This is a genomic window from Streptomyces sp. NPDC096339, assembly GCF_044762985.1.
Taxonomy (GTDB): Bacteria; Actinomycetota; Actinomycetes; order Streptomycetales; family Streptomycetaceae; genus Streptomyces.
Map to the genome: position 1 here is coordinate 654,738 of NZ_JBIWFI010000001.1, position 14,932 is coordinate 669,669.

13 protein-coding genes are annotated in these 14,932 nt (G+C 73.5%); 6 read left to right on the forward strand and 7 right to left on the reverse strand.

The annotated features are described in order from the left end of the window. Positions 1-71 precede the first annotated feature (71 nt). On the forward strand, positions 72-890 hold the full coding sequence (locus ACIQ5Y_RS03090) for a helix-turn-helix domain-containing protein (protein ID WP_403874376.1): 819 nt from the start codon (positions 72-74) through the stop codon (positions 888-890). Positions 891-1,109: 219 nt separating this feature from the next. Here the strand turns inward: ACIQ5Y_RS03090 and ACIQ5Y_RS03095 are convergent, their stop codons facing one another. The 3 genes from ACIQ5Y_RS03095 to ACIQ5Y_RS03105 all read right to left on the reverse strand — a co-directional run bounded on the left by ACIQ5Y_RS03095 (position 1,110) and on the right by ACIQ5Y_RS03105 (position 4,386). Next, positions 1,110-1,895 (reverse strand): 3-hydroxybutyrate dehydrogenase, encoded by a 786-nt coding sequence (locus ACIQ5Y_RS03095; protein WP_403874378.1) that lies wholly within the window; start codon positions 1,893-1,895, stop codon positions 1,110-1,112. 188 nt (positions 1,896-2,083) lie between these two features. After that, on the reverse strand, positions 2,084-3,511 hold the full coding sequence (gene rox / locus ACIQ5Y_RS03100; protein ID WP_403874380.1) for a rifampin monooxygenase: 1,428 nt from the start codon (positions 3,509-3,511) through the stop codon (positions 2,084-2,086). A 140-nt stretch (positions 3,512-3,651) separates the two neighbouring features. Further along, positions 3,652-4,386 carry a TioE family transcriptional regulator gene (locus tag ACIQ5Y_RS03105; RefSeq protein ID WP_403874382.1) on the reverse strand — a complete coding sequence of 245 codons (735 nt, stop codon included), beginning with the start codon at positions 4,384-4,386 and terminating at the stop codon, positions 3,652-3,654. 58 nt (positions 4,387-4,444) lie between these two features. Between ACIQ5Y_RS03105 and ACIQ5Y_RS03110 the strand changes: the two genes are divergently transcribed. Next, positions 4,445-5,647: an erythromycin esterase family protein gene (locus tag ACIQ5Y_RS03110; RefSeq protein WP_403874384.1), complete on the forward strand. Its 1,203-nt coding sequence runs from the start codon at positions 4,445-4,447 to the stop codon at positions 5,645-5,647. A 112-nt stretch (positions 5,648-5,759) separates the two neighbouring features. Further along, positions 5,760-7,214 carry an RNB domain-containing ribonuclease gene (locus tag ACIQ5Y_RS03115; protein ID WP_403874386.1) on the forward strand — a complete coding sequence of 485 codons (1,455 nt, stop codon included), beginning with the start codon at positions 5,760-5,762 and terminating at the stop codon, positions 7,212-7,214. 2 nt (positions 7,215-7,216) lie between these two features. Here ACIQ5Y_RS03115 and ACIQ5Y_RS03120 read toward each other — a convergent pair whose 3' ends face one another. Beyond that, positions 7,217-9,208 carry a PE-PGRS family protein gene (locus ACIQ5Y_RS03120; RefSeq protein WP_403874388.1) on the reverse strand — a complete coding sequence of 664 codons (1,992 nt, stop codon included), beginning with the start codon at positions 9,206-9,208 and terminating at the stop codon, positions 7,217-7,219. A 245-nt stretch (positions 9,209-9,453) separates the two neighbouring features. On the opposite strand from ACIQ5Y_RS03120, the gene ACIQ5Y_RS03125 reads away from it, so the two are divergent. Next, positions 9,454-9,993, forward strand: coding sequence for a GNAT family N-acetyltransferase (locus tag ACIQ5Y_RS03125; protein ID WP_403874390.1), 540 nt, complete (start codon positions 9,454-9,456; stop codon positions 9,991-9,993). A 43-nt stretch (positions 9,994-10,036) separates the two neighbouring features. On the opposite strand, the gene ACIQ5Y_RS03130 is transcribed toward ACIQ5Y_RS03125, so the two are convergent. Next, positions 10,037-10,771 (reverse strand): SOS response-associated peptidase, encoded by a 735-nt coding sequence (locus tag ACIQ5Y_RS03130; RefSeq protein ID WP_403874392.1) that lies wholly within the window; start codon positions 10,769-10,771, stop codon positions 10,037-10,039. A gap of 388 nt (positions 10,772-11,159) precedes the next feature. On the opposite strand from ACIQ5Y_RS03130, the gene ACIQ5Y_RS03135 reads away from it, so the two are divergent. Continuing rightward, positions 11,160-11,489, forward strand: coding sequence for a hypothetical protein (locus tag ACIQ5Y_RS03135; protein ID WP_403874394.1), 330 nt, complete (start codon positions 11,160-11,162; stop codon positions 11,487-11,489). Between the two features lie 63 nt (positions 11,490-11,552). On the opposite strand, the gene ACIQ5Y_RS03140 is transcribed toward ACIQ5Y_RS03135, so the two are convergent. After that, complete coding sequence (locus tag ACIQ5Y_RS03140; RefSeq protein WP_403874396.1) at positions 11,553-12,596, reverse strand: alpha/beta hydrolase; 1,044 nt, start codon at positions 12,594-12,596, stop codon at positions 11,553-11,555. 187 nt (positions 12,597-12,783) lie between these two features. On the opposite strand from ACIQ5Y_RS03140, the gene ACIQ5Y_RS03145 reads away from it, so the two are divergent. Then, positions 12,784-14,001: a glycosyltransferase gene (locus ACIQ5Y_RS03145; protein WP_403874399.1), complete on the forward strand. Its 1,218-nt coding sequence runs from the start codon at positions 12,784-12,786 to the stop codon at positions 13,999-14,001. Between the two features lie 13 nt (positions 14,002-14,014). On the opposite strand, the gene ACIQ5Y_RS03150 is transcribed toward ACIQ5Y_RS03145, so the two are convergent. Then, a complete protein-coding gene (locus tag ACIQ5Y_RS03150) occupies positions 14,015-14,887 on the reverse strand; it encodes a LysR family transcriptional regulator (protein WP_403874402.1) in 873 nt (290 codons plus the stop codon). Between the last annotated feature and the right edge of the window lie 45 nt (positions 14,888-14,932).

Here is a 14,932-nt window from a genome sequence, read left to right on the forward strand (position 1 = left end):
GAGGGAGGGAGAGGGACATGCCGGTGGCCGCGAGGACGGGCGTGGCAGGTCGGGGACTCGAGGTGACCCGGGTGGGTGACCGTTGGCGGGTCACCCGGCCCTGGCCTCCCCAACTGCGCCCGGTCCTGCACAGCTACGCCGGCTACTGGGAGGCGGCGGCCTCGCCCTACCGGGTGCGACTGGTGCCCACGGGGCGAGCCGTCGTGGTGATCAGCCTGGGTGAGCCGTTCGCCCGGATCAGCCGGCCGGCGGAGGCGAGTCCGGCGGGCCAGGTGACGGGCTCGCTGGTCGCGGGCCTCGAGGACGGGTACCGGGTGTGTGACCATCCCGGCGGGCAGGAGGCGATCCGGCTGGAGCTGACCCCGCTGGGGGCCTATCGGCTGTTCGCCGTGCCGATGGGCGAGCTGACCAACAGGGTGGTCGAGCTGCGCGATGTCCTCGGCCCCGAATCCGGGGTGCTGGTGGAGCGGTTGGCCGCCACCGGTGACTGGTCGGCCCGGTTCGACCTGCTCGACACCGCCTTGTCGGCCCGGCTCGCGCGGGGGCCGCTGCCCGCGCCCGAGGTGGTCCACGCGTGGCGGCTGCTGTCCCGTGCCGGCGGGGCGGTCCCGGTCGGTCGGATCGCGGCCGAAGTGGGTTGGAGCCAAGGCCACTTGGTACGGCGATTCACCGAACAGGTCGGTCTGACGCCGAAGATGTCCGCGCGGGTGCTGCGCTTCCACCGGGCGGTCGGGCTGCTCACCCGCGGGGGTGCGAACCCCACCGAAGTCACCGCCGCCTGCGGCTTCTACGACCAGGCCCACCTCAACCGCGAGTTCCGCGCGCTGGCCGGCACCACCCCCGGCCGGCTGGCCGCCGCCCGCCTCGCGGAGGGGGCCGTCGCCCTGTGAGGGCCGAGGGCAGATTTGTCCAAGCCAGGCCGTCCGCGCGTCGCTAGTGTCCCCGGTGAATCCGACTCAGAGGGGAACCGTCCGATGGAAGACTTTCTGCGCATCCTCGTGTCCGGCGCCATAACGGGTGGCTTGATCGGTCTGGCGGGGGCCCTCGGCGCACGCCGGCGCCGGCGCCGCGAGGGCGGTGACGCGAACGGCCACTGACGTTCCCGGCGGTCAGGCGGCGCTCCAGCCCCCGTCGACGGGGACGGACGCCCCGGTGATGTAGCCGGTGTGCGGGCCGCAGAGCCATACGACGACGTCGGCGACCTCCTCCGGTTCGATCAGCCGCTTGATCGAGGAGCGGCTGAGCAGCACCTCGCCGACGACCTGTTCCGGGTCGATGGCGTGGGCCGCGGCCTGGGCGGCGATCTGGCGCTCCACCAAGGGGGTACGGACGTAACCGGGGTTGACGCAGTTGCTGGTGACCCCGTGCGGGGCGCCTTCGAGGGCCGCGACCTTGCTCAGCCCCTCGACGGCGTGCTTGGCGGTCACGTATCCGGCCTTGAACGCGCTGGCGCGAAGACCGTGCACGCTGGAGATGTTGACGATGCGGCCCCAGCCGCGTGTGTACATGTGCGGCAGGGTCCGGCGGATCAGGAGGAACGGGGCCCGGACCATCACCCGCTGGAGGAGTTCGAACCGCTCGATCGGGAACTCGTCCAGCGGCGCGACGTGCTGGAGTCCCGCGTTGTTGACCAGGATGTCGATGTCGGTGGGGAGCTCCGCCAGGAGCGGGCCCTCGGCGAGGTCGACGACGTGGGCCCGCCCCCCGACGGAACCGGCGACCGATTCGGCCGCCCCGGCATCGAGGTCGATCACGTGGACGAACGCGCCGGCGGCGGCGAGCGCCCGGGCACAGGCCCGGCCGATCCCGCTGCCGGCGCCCGTCACCATGGCGGTACGGCCCGAGAGGTCGACGCCTGCGGCCGCGCCGGACGGGGGTGTGATTCCGCTTGTCATGCCGGGAATCATGCGCGACGGGCGGGGACCGCTCCCATGTGTCTGCCCTCCACAGTCACGACCGGCGCGGTGGTGGAGCCCACCAGTGGTTCTCCCCGGCTCTCACCGGGTGAGCGGACAGCTCGGCCCTCACGCGGCAGGAGTCCGAGACCCCGCTCGAGATGTACCGGGGACACCGGTGTGCGCGCTCAGTGCGCGGCGGATCCGAACCACTTCGACAAGTGGCCGAGCAGATCCCGCTGGTCCTCTCCGACCCATGCCACGTGCCCGTCCGGCCGCAACAGCACGGCGGGCACGTCGAGTTCCTCGCTGCCGTCGACGACGTGGTCAACGCGGTCGGACCAGCCCGCCACCGAGAGCCGCCCCGTCCGGTCGAGCAGCAGTCCGCGGCCTTCGTGCATCAGGTCGTACAGGCGTCCCCGCTTCAGCTCCACGTCCCGCATCCGCAGGCCGAGCAGTTCATGGCCCTCGCCGAAGTCGTAGCGGACGCCGATCGCGATGATCTTCTCGGTCAGGTACCGGTTCACGTCCTCGAACTCCATGAGTTCCGTGAGCAGTCGGCGTACGGCCCGCGCTCCCGGTTCGAGGGACATCAGCTCCCACTGCGCGCGGGTGTTGTCCAGGACGGACGCGGCCACCGGGTGCCGTTCGGTGTGGTAGCTGTCCAACAGCCCGTCCGGCGCCCAGCCGGCCACCTCGGCGGCCAGTTTCCATCCGAGGTTGAAGGCGTCCTGGATACCGAGGTTGAGGCCCTGCCCGCCGGCCGGTGTGTGGATGTGCGCCGCGTCGCCGGCCAGCAGCACCCGGCCGGTCCGGTAGCGCTCGGCCAGCCGGGTGGCGTCCCCGAAGCGGGACAGCCAGTGCGGCGAGTGCGCCCCGAAGTCGGTCCCGGCGGTGGCCCGCAGCTGCTGCTTCAGCTCCTCCAGGGTCGGCGGGACCGTGCGGTCCTCGGCCACCCCTTCGGCGGGCGCGACGACGCGGTACAGCCCGTCGCCGAGGGGCCCGGCGCCGAAACGCAGCTGGGTTTTGCGTACTTCGGCCATCACGGCGGCGATTTCCTCCGGCGGCGCGGTCAGCTCCACCTCGCCCAGCAGCGTGTCGACCCGGCTGGGCTCGCCGGGGAAGCCGACGCCGATCAGCTTGCGGACCGTGCTGCGGCCGCCGTCGCAGCCGACGAGGTAGCGCGAGCGCAGCCGCGTGCCGTCGGCCAGCTCCGCGGTCACCGCCTGCTCGTCCTGACTCACGGCGACGAGTTCGCTGCCGCGCCGGATATCGGCTCCGAGTTCGGTGGCGCGTTCGGTCAGCAGGCGGTCGGTGACGGGCTGCGGAATGCCGAGGGTGTACGGATGCGCCGTGTCCAGGTGCGCCGGCGCGGATTTCGCGATGCCGGCGAAGAACCCGCCGACCGGGTACTGCTTGCCGAGCGCGAGGAACCGGTCGAGCAGGCCGCGCTGGTCCATCACCTCGATGCTGCGGGCGTGCAGGCCGAGGGCGCGGACGATCCCGGTCGGCTCCGTGTCCCTTTCCAGCACGACCACCCCCACGCCGTGCAGCCGCAGTTCGGCGGCGAGCATCAGGCCGGTGGGGCCTGCGCCCACAACGATCACGTCAATCATCAAGACCACATTTCCGCGGGTATCCGGTTGAGGCCGACGATTGTGCGACGGGAAGGGGGCCTTGCCACAAGCCCCCCGGTGCGCTATAGGTTGATAGTGGCGAGGAGCGGACGGCTCCTCGTTTTTCTGTTTTCCCTCTCTCAGCCCCGCTCGCGGAGGTACGCCTCCAGTTCCGCGGCGCCGGTCAGCATCGCCCGCCCGCGCACGGTCAGCCGGTCGCGCCAGCCGCCCAGTACGGCTTCGAGGGGCTCCAGCCCGCCCGCCGCCCGCACTTGGGCGATCAGCGGGGCGATCTGCTCCAGCAGATGGCCGCCGCGCCTGAGCTGGTGGACCAGCCTGGCATCCCGTACGTCCGCCGCGTCGTAGACGCGGTACCCGGTGAGCGGGTCGCGGCGCGGGTGCACCAGCCCGGCGCGCTCCCATTTGCGCAGGGTCGCGGGCCGGATCCCGAGCTCTGCCGCCAACGCCCCGACGAACACGCCGCGGGGCCCGCCCTGCGCCGTGCCCGGGTCGGACCCGGCGGCGGGCGGCAGGTCGCGCAGGGCCCGCTCCACCGCCTGGAGGGTCCGCCGGTCGTCGAGCAGCCGGGCGTGGCTCTCGTCGATGAGGCGGAGCGCCTCGTCGGTCTCGCCCTCGTTCACGGCCCGCATGACCGACGTGGCCGTGCGGTGGCCGTGGCCGGGGACCAGGGCGAGGAACGCGTCCAGGGCCCGCGCGTGCAGCGGTGTGTAGGTGCGGTAGCCGTGCGCCGTCCGGTCGGCGGGCGGGAGGATGCCGGCCTCTTCGTAGTTCCTGACGGCCTGTGTGGACAGACCGTGTCCACGGGCCAGATCGATCGGCCTGAGCTGCCTGCCGTTTTGAGGGTTTCGCATCACAGCCCCGCCCAGATCGCCGAAAAGTCTCAACCGAAGGTTCAACGATAGCGTTGAAGCCATGGTCAAAGACATCCAGGACACCGTCCATCCCTTCGATGCCGCCTCCGTGTTGGGGCTGCTCCCGGCCCGGCCCCGGGTGCTCGCGCTGGGCGAGCCCACGCACGGCGAGGACTCCCTCCTCGAACTGCGCAACGCGCTGTTCCGACAGCTCGTCGAGGAGGAGGGCTACCGGACGATCGCGATCGAGAGCGACTGCCTGGCGGGCCTGATCGTGGACGAGTACGTCACCTCCGGCACGGGCGCCCTCGACGAGGTCGTGGAGCGGGGCATCAGCCACGGCTGGGGCGCCTCAGCGGCCAACCGGGAGCTGGTGCGCTGGATGCGCGCCCACAACGAGGGGCGCCCCGCCTCCGAGCGGATCCGCTTCGCCGGGGTCGACGGCCCGCTCGAGATCACCGGCGCCGCGAGTCCCCGGCAGGCCCTCACCGCACTCCACGGCTACCTGGCCGACCACGTCGGCCCGGGGCTGCTCCCGTGCACCGCGGACACCCTCGACCGCCTGCTCGGCGCCGACGGCCGGTGGACCGAGCCCGGGGCGATGATGGACCCGGCCCGGTCCGCGGGGCAGTCGCCCGAGGCGGCGGAGCTGGGGCTGCTCGCCGACGATCTGGTGGCGCTGCTCGACGAGCAGACTCCGCACCTGATCGCCTCGACGTCGCGGGACGACTGGGACCGCGCGTGCCTGTACGGGCGCACCGCGACCGGCCTGCTGCGGTACCACCACTGGATGGCCGACGCCTCACCGGCCCGCCTGACCCGGCTGGTTGGCCTGCGGGGCCGGATGATGGCCCGCAACCTCCTCGCCCTCGCCGACCGGGGCCCGGTGCTCGTCCACGCCCACAACTCCCACCTCCAGCGAGAGAGGAGCAGCATGCGGCTGGGCGACATCCCGCTGGAGTGGTGGAGCGCCGGGGCCGTCGCGAGCGCGCACCTGGGCGGGGAGTACGCCTTCGTGGCCACGGCCCTCGGCACGATCCGGCACCGGGGCGTGGACGCGCCGCCGCCGGACACCGTCGAAGGAATCCTGTACGCGCTCACGGAGGACCGGTGCGTCGTCGACGCCCGTCGGCTGGCCACCGCCCTCGGGGAGACACCGCCCGCGCCCCGCGTCTCCCCGTGGTTCGGCTACGCCCCCTTCGACCCGGCCCACTTGGCGGGCAGCGACGGGATCGTCTTCGTCAAGGACCTCCCCCAGCCCTGAGCACCGGCCCCCGTCGCCCCCGTCCGGACGGGTCTCCCCCCGCCCGGACGGGCCTCCCCCACCCGGACCCGCTCACCGTGCCGGTCCGTGACCGCCGTCCTACGCTCGGGGCATGAGACGCCGCCCGATGCACCTGTCCGACGATGCCCTGGAGACCCTGCGCGCCGCGCTGGTGGAACTTCGGACGGAGCTGAAGGTCCCCCTCGCCTTCCCCAAGCGCGTACTCAGAGCGGCCGACAACGCCGCGGCCGCGCCGAGCCTGCCCGACAAGGACGCAAGGCACCTGCCGTTGTTCACGATCGACCCGCCGACCTCGAAGGACCTCGACCAGGCCATGCACCTGGAGCGGCGGCCCGGCGGCGGATACCGCGTGTACTACGCGATCTCGGACGTGGCGGCCTTCGTCGGGTTCGGCAGCCCGCTGGACGTCGAGGCGCACGACCGGATCGAGACGCTGTACTTCCCCGACCTCAAGGTGCCCCTGCACCCGCCCGTCCTCTCCGAGGGCGCGGCCAGCCTGCTGCCGAACCAGGACCGCCCCGCCCTGCTGTGGCAGCACGACCTCGACGCCCACGGCAACCTGACCGACTCGTCCGTGAGCCGGGCCATGGTCCGCAGCCAGGCCCAGTACGACTACGCGGGCGCCCAGCGGGCCATCGAGAACGGCACGGCCCCGGAGTCCCTCCTCCTGCTGCGCGAGATCGGCAAGCTGCGGGAGGCCGTCGAGATCGCGCGCGGCGGCATCTCGGTGAACCTGCCGGACCAGGAGGTCACCCTCAAAGACGGAGCGTTGCAGCTGAGCTACGTGGCGACGCTTCCGGTGGAGGGCTGGAACGAGCAGATCTCCCTGATGACCGGCATGTCCGCGGCACAGATCATGCTCGACACCGGTACCGGGATCCTGCGGACCCAGAAGGAGCAGGCCGATCAGAACGTGGTCAAGCGCCTGCACGACATCGCGAAGGCCCTGGGCATCGTCTGGCGGCCCGGCATCTCGTACGCGACGCTGGTCCGCAAGCTCGATCCCGGCAACCAGCGGCACATGGCCTTCCTCAGCGAGGCCACCGGCACGATGCTCAGGTCGGAGTACACGGTCTTCCGCGACGGCCAGAAGCCGGCGTACACGATGCACGCGGCGATCGCGGCCCCGTACGCCCATTGCACCGCTCCGCTGCGGCGCCTGGTCGACCGGTACACCGGTGAGCTGTGCGTGGCGGCGTGCTCGGACAAGGCCCCGCCAGGCTGGGTGCTCGACGCCCTGTACTGCATCCCGTGCGACACGGCACGGGGAAAGGGCAACCTGGCGGACCGGCAGACCGTGGACCTGGCCGAGGCCGCGATGCTCATGCACCGCGTGGGCGAGGTGTTCGACGCCGCGGTCATCGACACCGACGCCGAGTGGGGCAGGCCGCGCGAGGGCAGGGTGTTCCTGGCCGACCCCGCCGTCCTGGCCAAGGTGAAGTCGACCAACGGCCTGGACCTCCAGCTCGGAGCCGGCGTCAGGGCCACGCTCAAACGGGCGAACCCCTCCTGGGACGGGGACAAGGTCCTCTTCACCGTGCCCTAGGTTCACCGTGCCCCAGGGGTGTCCGGCTCCCGCATGACCCTCGCCGCCATGCCGAGGAGCACATGGGACGGGATGCCCGGGTTGCGGGCGGCGGCCCAGGCCGTGTCGGGGTCGCGCAGCCGCGCCGCGAGCACACCGGCCGGAAGGTGCCGGAGTTGCAGGACGGTCCAGCGTACGGAGTCCTCGGGGTCCTCGGTCATGCGGACCGCGTCGGCGACGGGCAGGCGCGGGTCCTCGGCGGCCCGGTGGCGCACCTCCGGGTCGCGGTCCGCGGCGAACCGGGCGACGAGCTCGGCGGGTGCGAGCGGGTCGTCGAGGGCGAGCCGGCGCATCCGGCCGTGCGGGTCGTCCGCGTACCGCAGCATGCCTTCCCGGGGGAAGTTGGGGTGCGTGCGGGGGCGTCCGGGGCTCGACATGCTCCCCGTCCACCAGGTCCACACCCGCAGCAGCATCTCGGCGGGGGCGTCGTCGCAGGACTCGGCGAGGAACAGCTGTACGACCCGGTCCGGGTCCCAGGCCAGGCGCCGGACCACGTCCGACGGGAGCCGCCGGGCCCGGGCCACGCTCCGGCGCACGAGGGCGTGGGAGGAGGCGGCGAGGCGCCGCATGGCCTCCGGGTCGTCGTGGAGCTCCGTGACCCAGGGCAGGGGGGACGAGCGGTCGCCGGGACCGATGTCCACGGGGATCGCGGCCCGCTGCTCCTCGGTGAGGTCCGCGCGGATCGAGACCGTGTGCCGGACTCCGTCGTCGGTGTCCTCGGCGAGCCGGGCCACCGTCCGCGCGTCGAGGCGGGGGTTGGCGGCGAGCGCCCCGCGCAGTCGGGCGTCGCCGGTCGCGAGGAGGTGCTCGACGAGGTCGGGGGCGAGGCGGCAGTGTTCGACGGCGTACTCCCCCGGCTCCTCCCGTACGTAGACCTCCCGGGGCAGCGGCTCGTGCTCGTGGTGCCGCAGCAGCGCCTGCTTCCGTACGCCGGGGGCCTGATCTGCGAGCAGTGCCTCACGCCGCTCGGCCGAGAGGGCCGGCCAGGCCGACGAGCAGGCCGACGCCCGGACTCCGGGGTCGGGATCCTCCGTCAGGGCGGCGGCGTGCCGTGGCGGCAGGCCGGGCAGCGTGGCGGCCTCGGCCCGGACACGGGTGGACGGATCGGCCACCAGCAGGGCGTAGGCCTCCTCTTCCAGCACGGCCCGCTGTTCGGCGGCGAGCAGGGCGAGGAACCGGCGTTCCCGTTCGGTGTCCGCGGCGCGGAACAGCCGGGTCCAGTGGGCGGGAGTCAGGGGCGGTCGCAGCTCGACCGCGTGGAGCCTGACCTTCGGATCCGAGTGCGTCAGGGCCACCTCCACGAGCTCGTCCGCCGGGAGGCGCGGCAGCTGCCTCGGGGAGCGGCGGATCAGTTCGCGGCGTACGGCCTGCGGGGTGTGCGGGTTCGACGCGAGGGCGTCCTTCCAGGCGTCGAGGACGGCCGGGGCCGGATCGGGTGCGGCCGGGAAAGCGTCCCAGACCGCCGCGCTCTCTTCGGCGCTCTCCCGGGCCACGGCCTCGGCCGCCGCGTCGATCCGCGCGCCGACCCGGGTCAGGACGAGCAGCCGTGGGACTCCGCCCTCGCCGGACACCGTCCCGGCGAAGGTCCCGCCGTCCGTCGCGGACAGCAGCAGCCCGCGCGGGTCGGGGTCCGCCCCGTCGAGCAACCCGGCAAGGGCCCGCACCGGGTCGCCGGCGAGGATCCGGACCCGCCGCCACGCGCCGCCCATGCAGCCGCCCGGGGCATGGGGGCCGGCGAAGGCGAGCAGGAACTCGCGGCCGCCGCCGAGCACGAGTCCGGCCGCCTCGGCGGGGCCCGCCGCCGGTTCGCCTCCGCCGTCCGCGGCGTCCAGCAGCCGGCGTGCCGTGGCGGCCTTCCGTATCCCCGGAAGCCACCACGTGCCCAGGGGCTCCAGCCCCATGCCGGCCAGCAGCGCCTCGTAGCTCTCGTCGTTGCGCAGCCTGTCGTCCTTCACGTCCGCCGCGTCCCCTCCCCCTCGTGCGTCCCGTCATCATCTCCCGAGGCCCGCGGGTGCCCGGCGGCCGCCTAGTGCTCTGACCGGAAAGGTTTGCCGGTTCACGGCGTCCGGTGCGGTGGATCGCAAGGCGGAGGGCCACGGCTCGTACTGGACGTACTCGCGTGGCCCGACAACGCGGCGAGGTGCCGTGCCGGGCGTCGTGAGGCGCGGAACCTTTCCGGTCAGAGCACTAGGCTTCCGGCGTGAACGACGACACCTCTCGAGGCCATGGCGTGCGGATCAGACCGGGCGGCCCCTCCGACGTACCGGCCGTGCTCGGCATGCTCGACGCCGCGGTGGCCTGGATGAACGGCCGGGGCAATACGGAGCAATGGGGCACGACTCCGTATTCGCAGAAGCCCGGCGCGGTGGCGCGGGTCGAGCGGTACACGACCGAGAACGTGCCGTACGTCGCCGAGCTGGACGGAGTACCCGTCGGAGCCCTCGTGCTGGACACGGGGCCCAGCCCGCAGTTGCCGATCGCGCCGGCCGGGGAACCCGAGCGGTACGTCCGGCTGCTGGTCTCCGACCGACGGTACGCCGGTCTGGGCGTCGGGGCGGCGCTGCTCGCCCATGCCGCCGAGGAGACCCGGCGGGCGGGCGTGGCACTGCTGCGGGTCGACTGCTGGGCGGGCGGCGGGGGCGAGCTGGTCTCGTATTACGAGCGCAACGGCTTCACCCGCACCGATCGGTTCCTCGACGGGGCCTGGCCGGGGCAGGTGCTGGCCCGGCGGGTGGGCTGACGGCGGGTCGGCCGACGGCGGGTGGTGCAGGCCAGGAGGCGGGTCAGGGGGCGGCGGGGGCCAGGAGTTCGGGGCCGTTGTTGCGGACGCTGTTGACCGCGGTCGAGACCGCCGTCACCGCGAGACGGCCTCCGCCCGGGGTGTGGAGGAGGGCACGGAGGTCCGCCGTGTCCTGGTGGGCGGGATCGAGCCAGGTGTCGTAGTCCCCCGGGTCGAGGGCCAGCGGCATGCGGGGGTGGACGCGGCCGGCCGCGTCGGTGGCCTCGGTGGTGATGATGGTGGCGGTGGTCAGCCAGGCCGACGGGTCTTCGTCGTCCTTGACGGCCGGGTCGCGCCAGAACTCATACAGCCCCGCCATGGCCATCACGCCCGTGTCCTCGGGGCGGATGAAGTACGGCTGCTTGTAGGCCTTGGCCGAGCCGGTGGCGGGCACGGCGACCCATTCGTAGAAGCCGTCCGCGGGCAGCAGGCACCGCCGCCGGGTGAACGCGCGCCGGTAGGCGGGCTTCTCGTGCACGGTCTCCACCCGAGCGTTGATCATCCGCGAGCCGACCCCCGGGTCCTTCGCCCACGAGGGGACCAGCCCCCACCGCACCGGCCGAAGCCGCCGGGCCACTTCGCCGGTGGTGCGGTCGGCCCGCTCCAGGACGGCCCACACGTCGTCGGTCGGGGCCACGTTCCACGAGGGGCCGAGTTCCCCGGCGGTGGGATCCCGCTCGGCGTCGAAGAGGCCCGCGAGGTCCTCCGGGGCCCGGGAGGAGGCATATCGACCGCACATGCCTCCACCCTGCCACCCTCCCGGGGGAAAACGGGCCGAAACACACCCGGCGGGGACGCGGCGTCCGATCCGGGCGTGAAGCCCGCACCCTCGGGGTACACCTCGGTCACGGTGAGCAAGCACCGCATCGCCCTGAGTGGCGGTTCTGGTCACGGTCGTTGCCCCGAAGGCGGTTCGTCGTGAGTCCTGACGCGGTCGTACGGCATTCCCCGGCGCGGATGGGGCGCCGGCCGCGGCAACCCGGCGTGCGACATACCGGGTTCACTCCCACTGCGGGGGTTCGCGGCCGAACCGGGAACGCCCTGCCGCTCGTTCTCCAGGCACGGCGGCCGGTACCGCCGCCGTTTCCGTCCCGTGCTTCAGCCGTCTCACACCCCGAGGAGCCCTCGTGGCCGTGCTCACCACGATCTCCGTGGTCCTCGGCGCCTGGTGCGCCGCCGGCATCATGACCGCCGCCCTGTACGCCGCCGTGCGCGGCCGACGCGTCCGCAGGCAGCGGGCGATGGCGGCGGCGCTGGAAGGGACCGTCGGCGTCCCCGGGCAGACGCAGGCCTCGGAGGTCACGCAGGCCGCGCCGGTCGCGCAGGCCGCTGAGCCCGCCGAGGCCACGGACACCGGGCACGCGGCGCAGGCCCTGGAGCCCGCGCAGGCCGCGCAGCCCGCGCAGGCCGACGATGCGAGTGGTTCCGCCCGGCCGCCCGGCTCGTCACCGTCGTAGGAAGGATCCCGGCGGGGCCGAGGGCGCGGAGCGGCTCGCCCCGCGCCGGGCGGACTGCGATGGTCACGACACCGGCACCGCGCTCTCACGGGTGTCTCCCGGCTTCGCCAGGAGCCGTCGGAGCCAGCGGGTCCTGGCGTGTCCCGCGTCGCGGGTGAGGGCCGCGTGCGGCGCCAAGCCGTCGAAGCCGTGGTAGGCGCCGGGCCATACGTGCAGTTCGGCCTGGCCGCCGGCCTGCCAGATCGCGTTCGCGTACGCCACGTTCTCGTCCCGGAACATCTCCGCCGACCCGGTGTCGATGTAGGCCGGAGGGAGGCGGGAGAGGTCGGTGGCGCGGGAGGGGGCCGCGTAGGGCGGCAGGTCAGCGGCGCCGTGGCGGTCGCCCAGCAGCGCCTTCCACGCGGTTTCGTTGGAGGTGGGGTCCCACACTCCGAGGCCGGACATCTGGCGGCTGGAGAACGTGCCGCCGCGGTCGTCCAGCATCGGGGAGAGCAGCAACTGCCCCAGCGCGGCGGGGCCCCCGCGGTCACGGGCCAGCAGGGCGAGCGCCGCGGCGAGTCCGCCGCCCGCGCTCTTGCCCCCGATCACGATGCGTTCGGGATCGGTGCCGAGTTCGGCCGCGTTTTCTGCCGCCCAGACGAGTCCGGCGTAACAATCCTCCAGCGGCTCCGGGTACTTGGCCTGCGGCGCCAGCCGGTACTCGACCGAGATGACGGCCAGGTCCAGTGGGAGGACCCACTCGCGGAGGATCCTCGGCAGCACGGACCACGCGTTGCCCATGATCATGCCGCCGCCGTGCATGTAGTACAGCAGGGGCAGCGGCCCGGCCGCCGCGGACGGCCGGGCGCTCACGAGCGTGAGGTCCGGTCCGCCCGGCGGCCCCGGCACACGGAGCTCCGTCACCTCGAACCGGCCGTCGGCGCGCAGCTCTTCGGCCGTCGGCCGGGGTCTGGCGGACGCGTCCCGTGCCTGCCTGGCCCGGAGGTTGTCCAGGGTGATCGGTTCCCTCGCGGCCCTGTCCAAACCCGCGAGTACGGCGCCGAGTTCGGGGTCGAAGGGCGGAGCCGGGACACCGCCGGGCTCCGAGGGCGTGCCCGGGCCGGTCATGCGGCGCCCCGCTTCTCGTTCACCGCTGTACGCACCTTCCCCCGTCGACGCCGGCCGCATCAGCCCCGTACACAGTAGGTCGTCGCCACGGGCGGGGCGGGGTGGGTCGGGGGCCCGCTTCTTCAAGTCGACGCCCGTATCGCAGAATCACGGTTTCAGGAGACCTGCGGAGACGGGGAGTTGCGGAATGCGTGTGCTGTTGTCGGCGTACGGGGGGCGCGGGAGCGTCGAACCCATGGTGGGGCTCGCCCTGGCGTTGCGGGAACTCGGTGGGGAGGTGCGGGTGTGCGCGCCGCCCGACGAGGAGTTCGTGGAGCGGTTCGCCGGAGTCGGCGTGGAGATGGTGCCGGCCGGTGCGCCGGTGCGCCCGCTGGTGACCACGGTGACACCGGGGTCGGCGGCGGGGTTGGCGCAGCGCGCGGCCGAGTTGATGGACGCTCAGTTCGACACGGTCGCCTCGGCGGCCGAGGGGTGTGACGCGCTGGTGGTGACCGGCCCGCTGCCGGTCGCGGCCTGTGGTCGGTCCGTGGCCGAGAAGTTGGGCATCCGCTACGTGCACGCGAGCCATCAGCCGGTCAGCCTGCCGTCGCCGTACCGTCGGCCGCCGGCGCGGCGGGGCATGCCGCTGTCCGTGGAGCCGAGCGACAACACGGCGTTGTGGGAAGAGGACGCGCGGATCGCGAACGCGATGTTCGGCGAGTCGGTCAACTCCCGTCGGGCGGCGATCGGTCTGCCGCCGGTGGACGACATCCGCGACTTCGCGTTCAGCGCCCGGCCGTGGCTGGCCACGGACCCGGTCCTGTCCCCGTGGCAGCCGACGGGCCTCGGCGTGGTGCAGACCGGAGCGTGGAACCTGACGGACGAACGCCCGCTCCCGGCAGAGCTGGTGGCGTTCCTGGACGCCGGCCCGGCACCGGTGTACGTGGGCTTCGGCAGCATGCCGATCAGTGCCCCGCAGGCCTTCGCCAAGACGGCCATCGAGGCGGTGCGCGCGGGGGGCCGCCGCGTGGTCGTCTCCCGCGGCTGGGCGCAACTGGCCCTGATCGACGACCAGGACGACTGCATCGCCGTCGGCGAGGTCAACCAGCAGGCGCTCTTCCGCCGTACGGCGGCCGTCGTCCACCACGGCAGTGCGGGCACCACGACCACCGCCACCCGGGCGGGCGTGCCGCAGGTGGTGGTACCCCAGGGGGCGGACCAGCCGTACTGGGCCGGCCGGGTGGCAGACCTGGGCACCGGCGTGGCCCACGACGACCCGACGCCCACCGTCGAGTCCTTGTCGGCGGCACTCGGCACGGCCCTGGGCCCCGAAACCGGCGCCCGGGCGGTGGCCGTGGCGGGCACGATCCGCACCGACGGTGCGGCGGTCGCCGCACGGCTGCTCCTCGGCGCGGTCGGCCGGTAGGCCGGGGGTCCCGTCAGGGGTGGGGTTCGAACCGGGACAGGAACGCGCGGGTCGCGGGGGTGGGGTTGAACCTGCTCCAGATCAGGTACTCGGCACGGCTCGGGGCGCCGTCGAGCGGGAGTGCGCGGACGGACGGGGTGGCGTGGGCGATGGCGGCGGGGAGGAGTGCGACGGCCAGGCCCCGGCTGACGAGCCTCGTCATCAGTTCGACGGACATCATTTCGTAGGCGACGTCGCGCTCCAACTCCGCGGCCTCGAAGGCCTGATCGCTCTGCGCCCGGCCCGGGGAGCCCGCCGGGAAGTCGACGAACGGCGACCCGGCGAGCTCGGACAGGGTGACCGTGGCGTGGTGGGCGAGTTCGTGGGTGGGAGGCACCACGGCGACGAGCCGTTCCCGGCCGAGTTCGAGGGCCGCGACGCCATGGGGCTCGGTGCCGCCGGGCAGGCCCAGGAAGGCCACGTCCAGGTCGCCGGCGGCGACCTCGGCCGTCATGACGTCGCTCGCACCGACGTGGAGTGCCACGCGCACCTGGGGGTGCTGCCCGCGGAACAGTTGGAGGACCTCCGCGATGTCGATCGAGACCACCATGGGGATGATCCCGATGGTCAGTCGCCCCCGTACCTCGCCCACCGCCGCGGCCGCGTCGGCCGCGGCCCGCTCGGCGGCCTCGATGGACTGGCGCGCGCCCGCGAGGAACGCCTCGCCCGCCGGGGTCAGTTCCACCCGCCGGCTGGTCCGGGCGAACAGTTTCGCCCCGAGCTCGCGCTCCAGGTTGGCGATCTGGCGGCTGAGCGCCGACTGGGCGACGAAGCAACGTGCCGCGGCCCGGGTGAAGTTGCGGGTCTCGGCCACGGCGACGACGTACCGGAGCTGTCGGAGTTCCATGCCATCCATCCTCCGGCGCGATCGGTCCGATGACAACCATGTCTT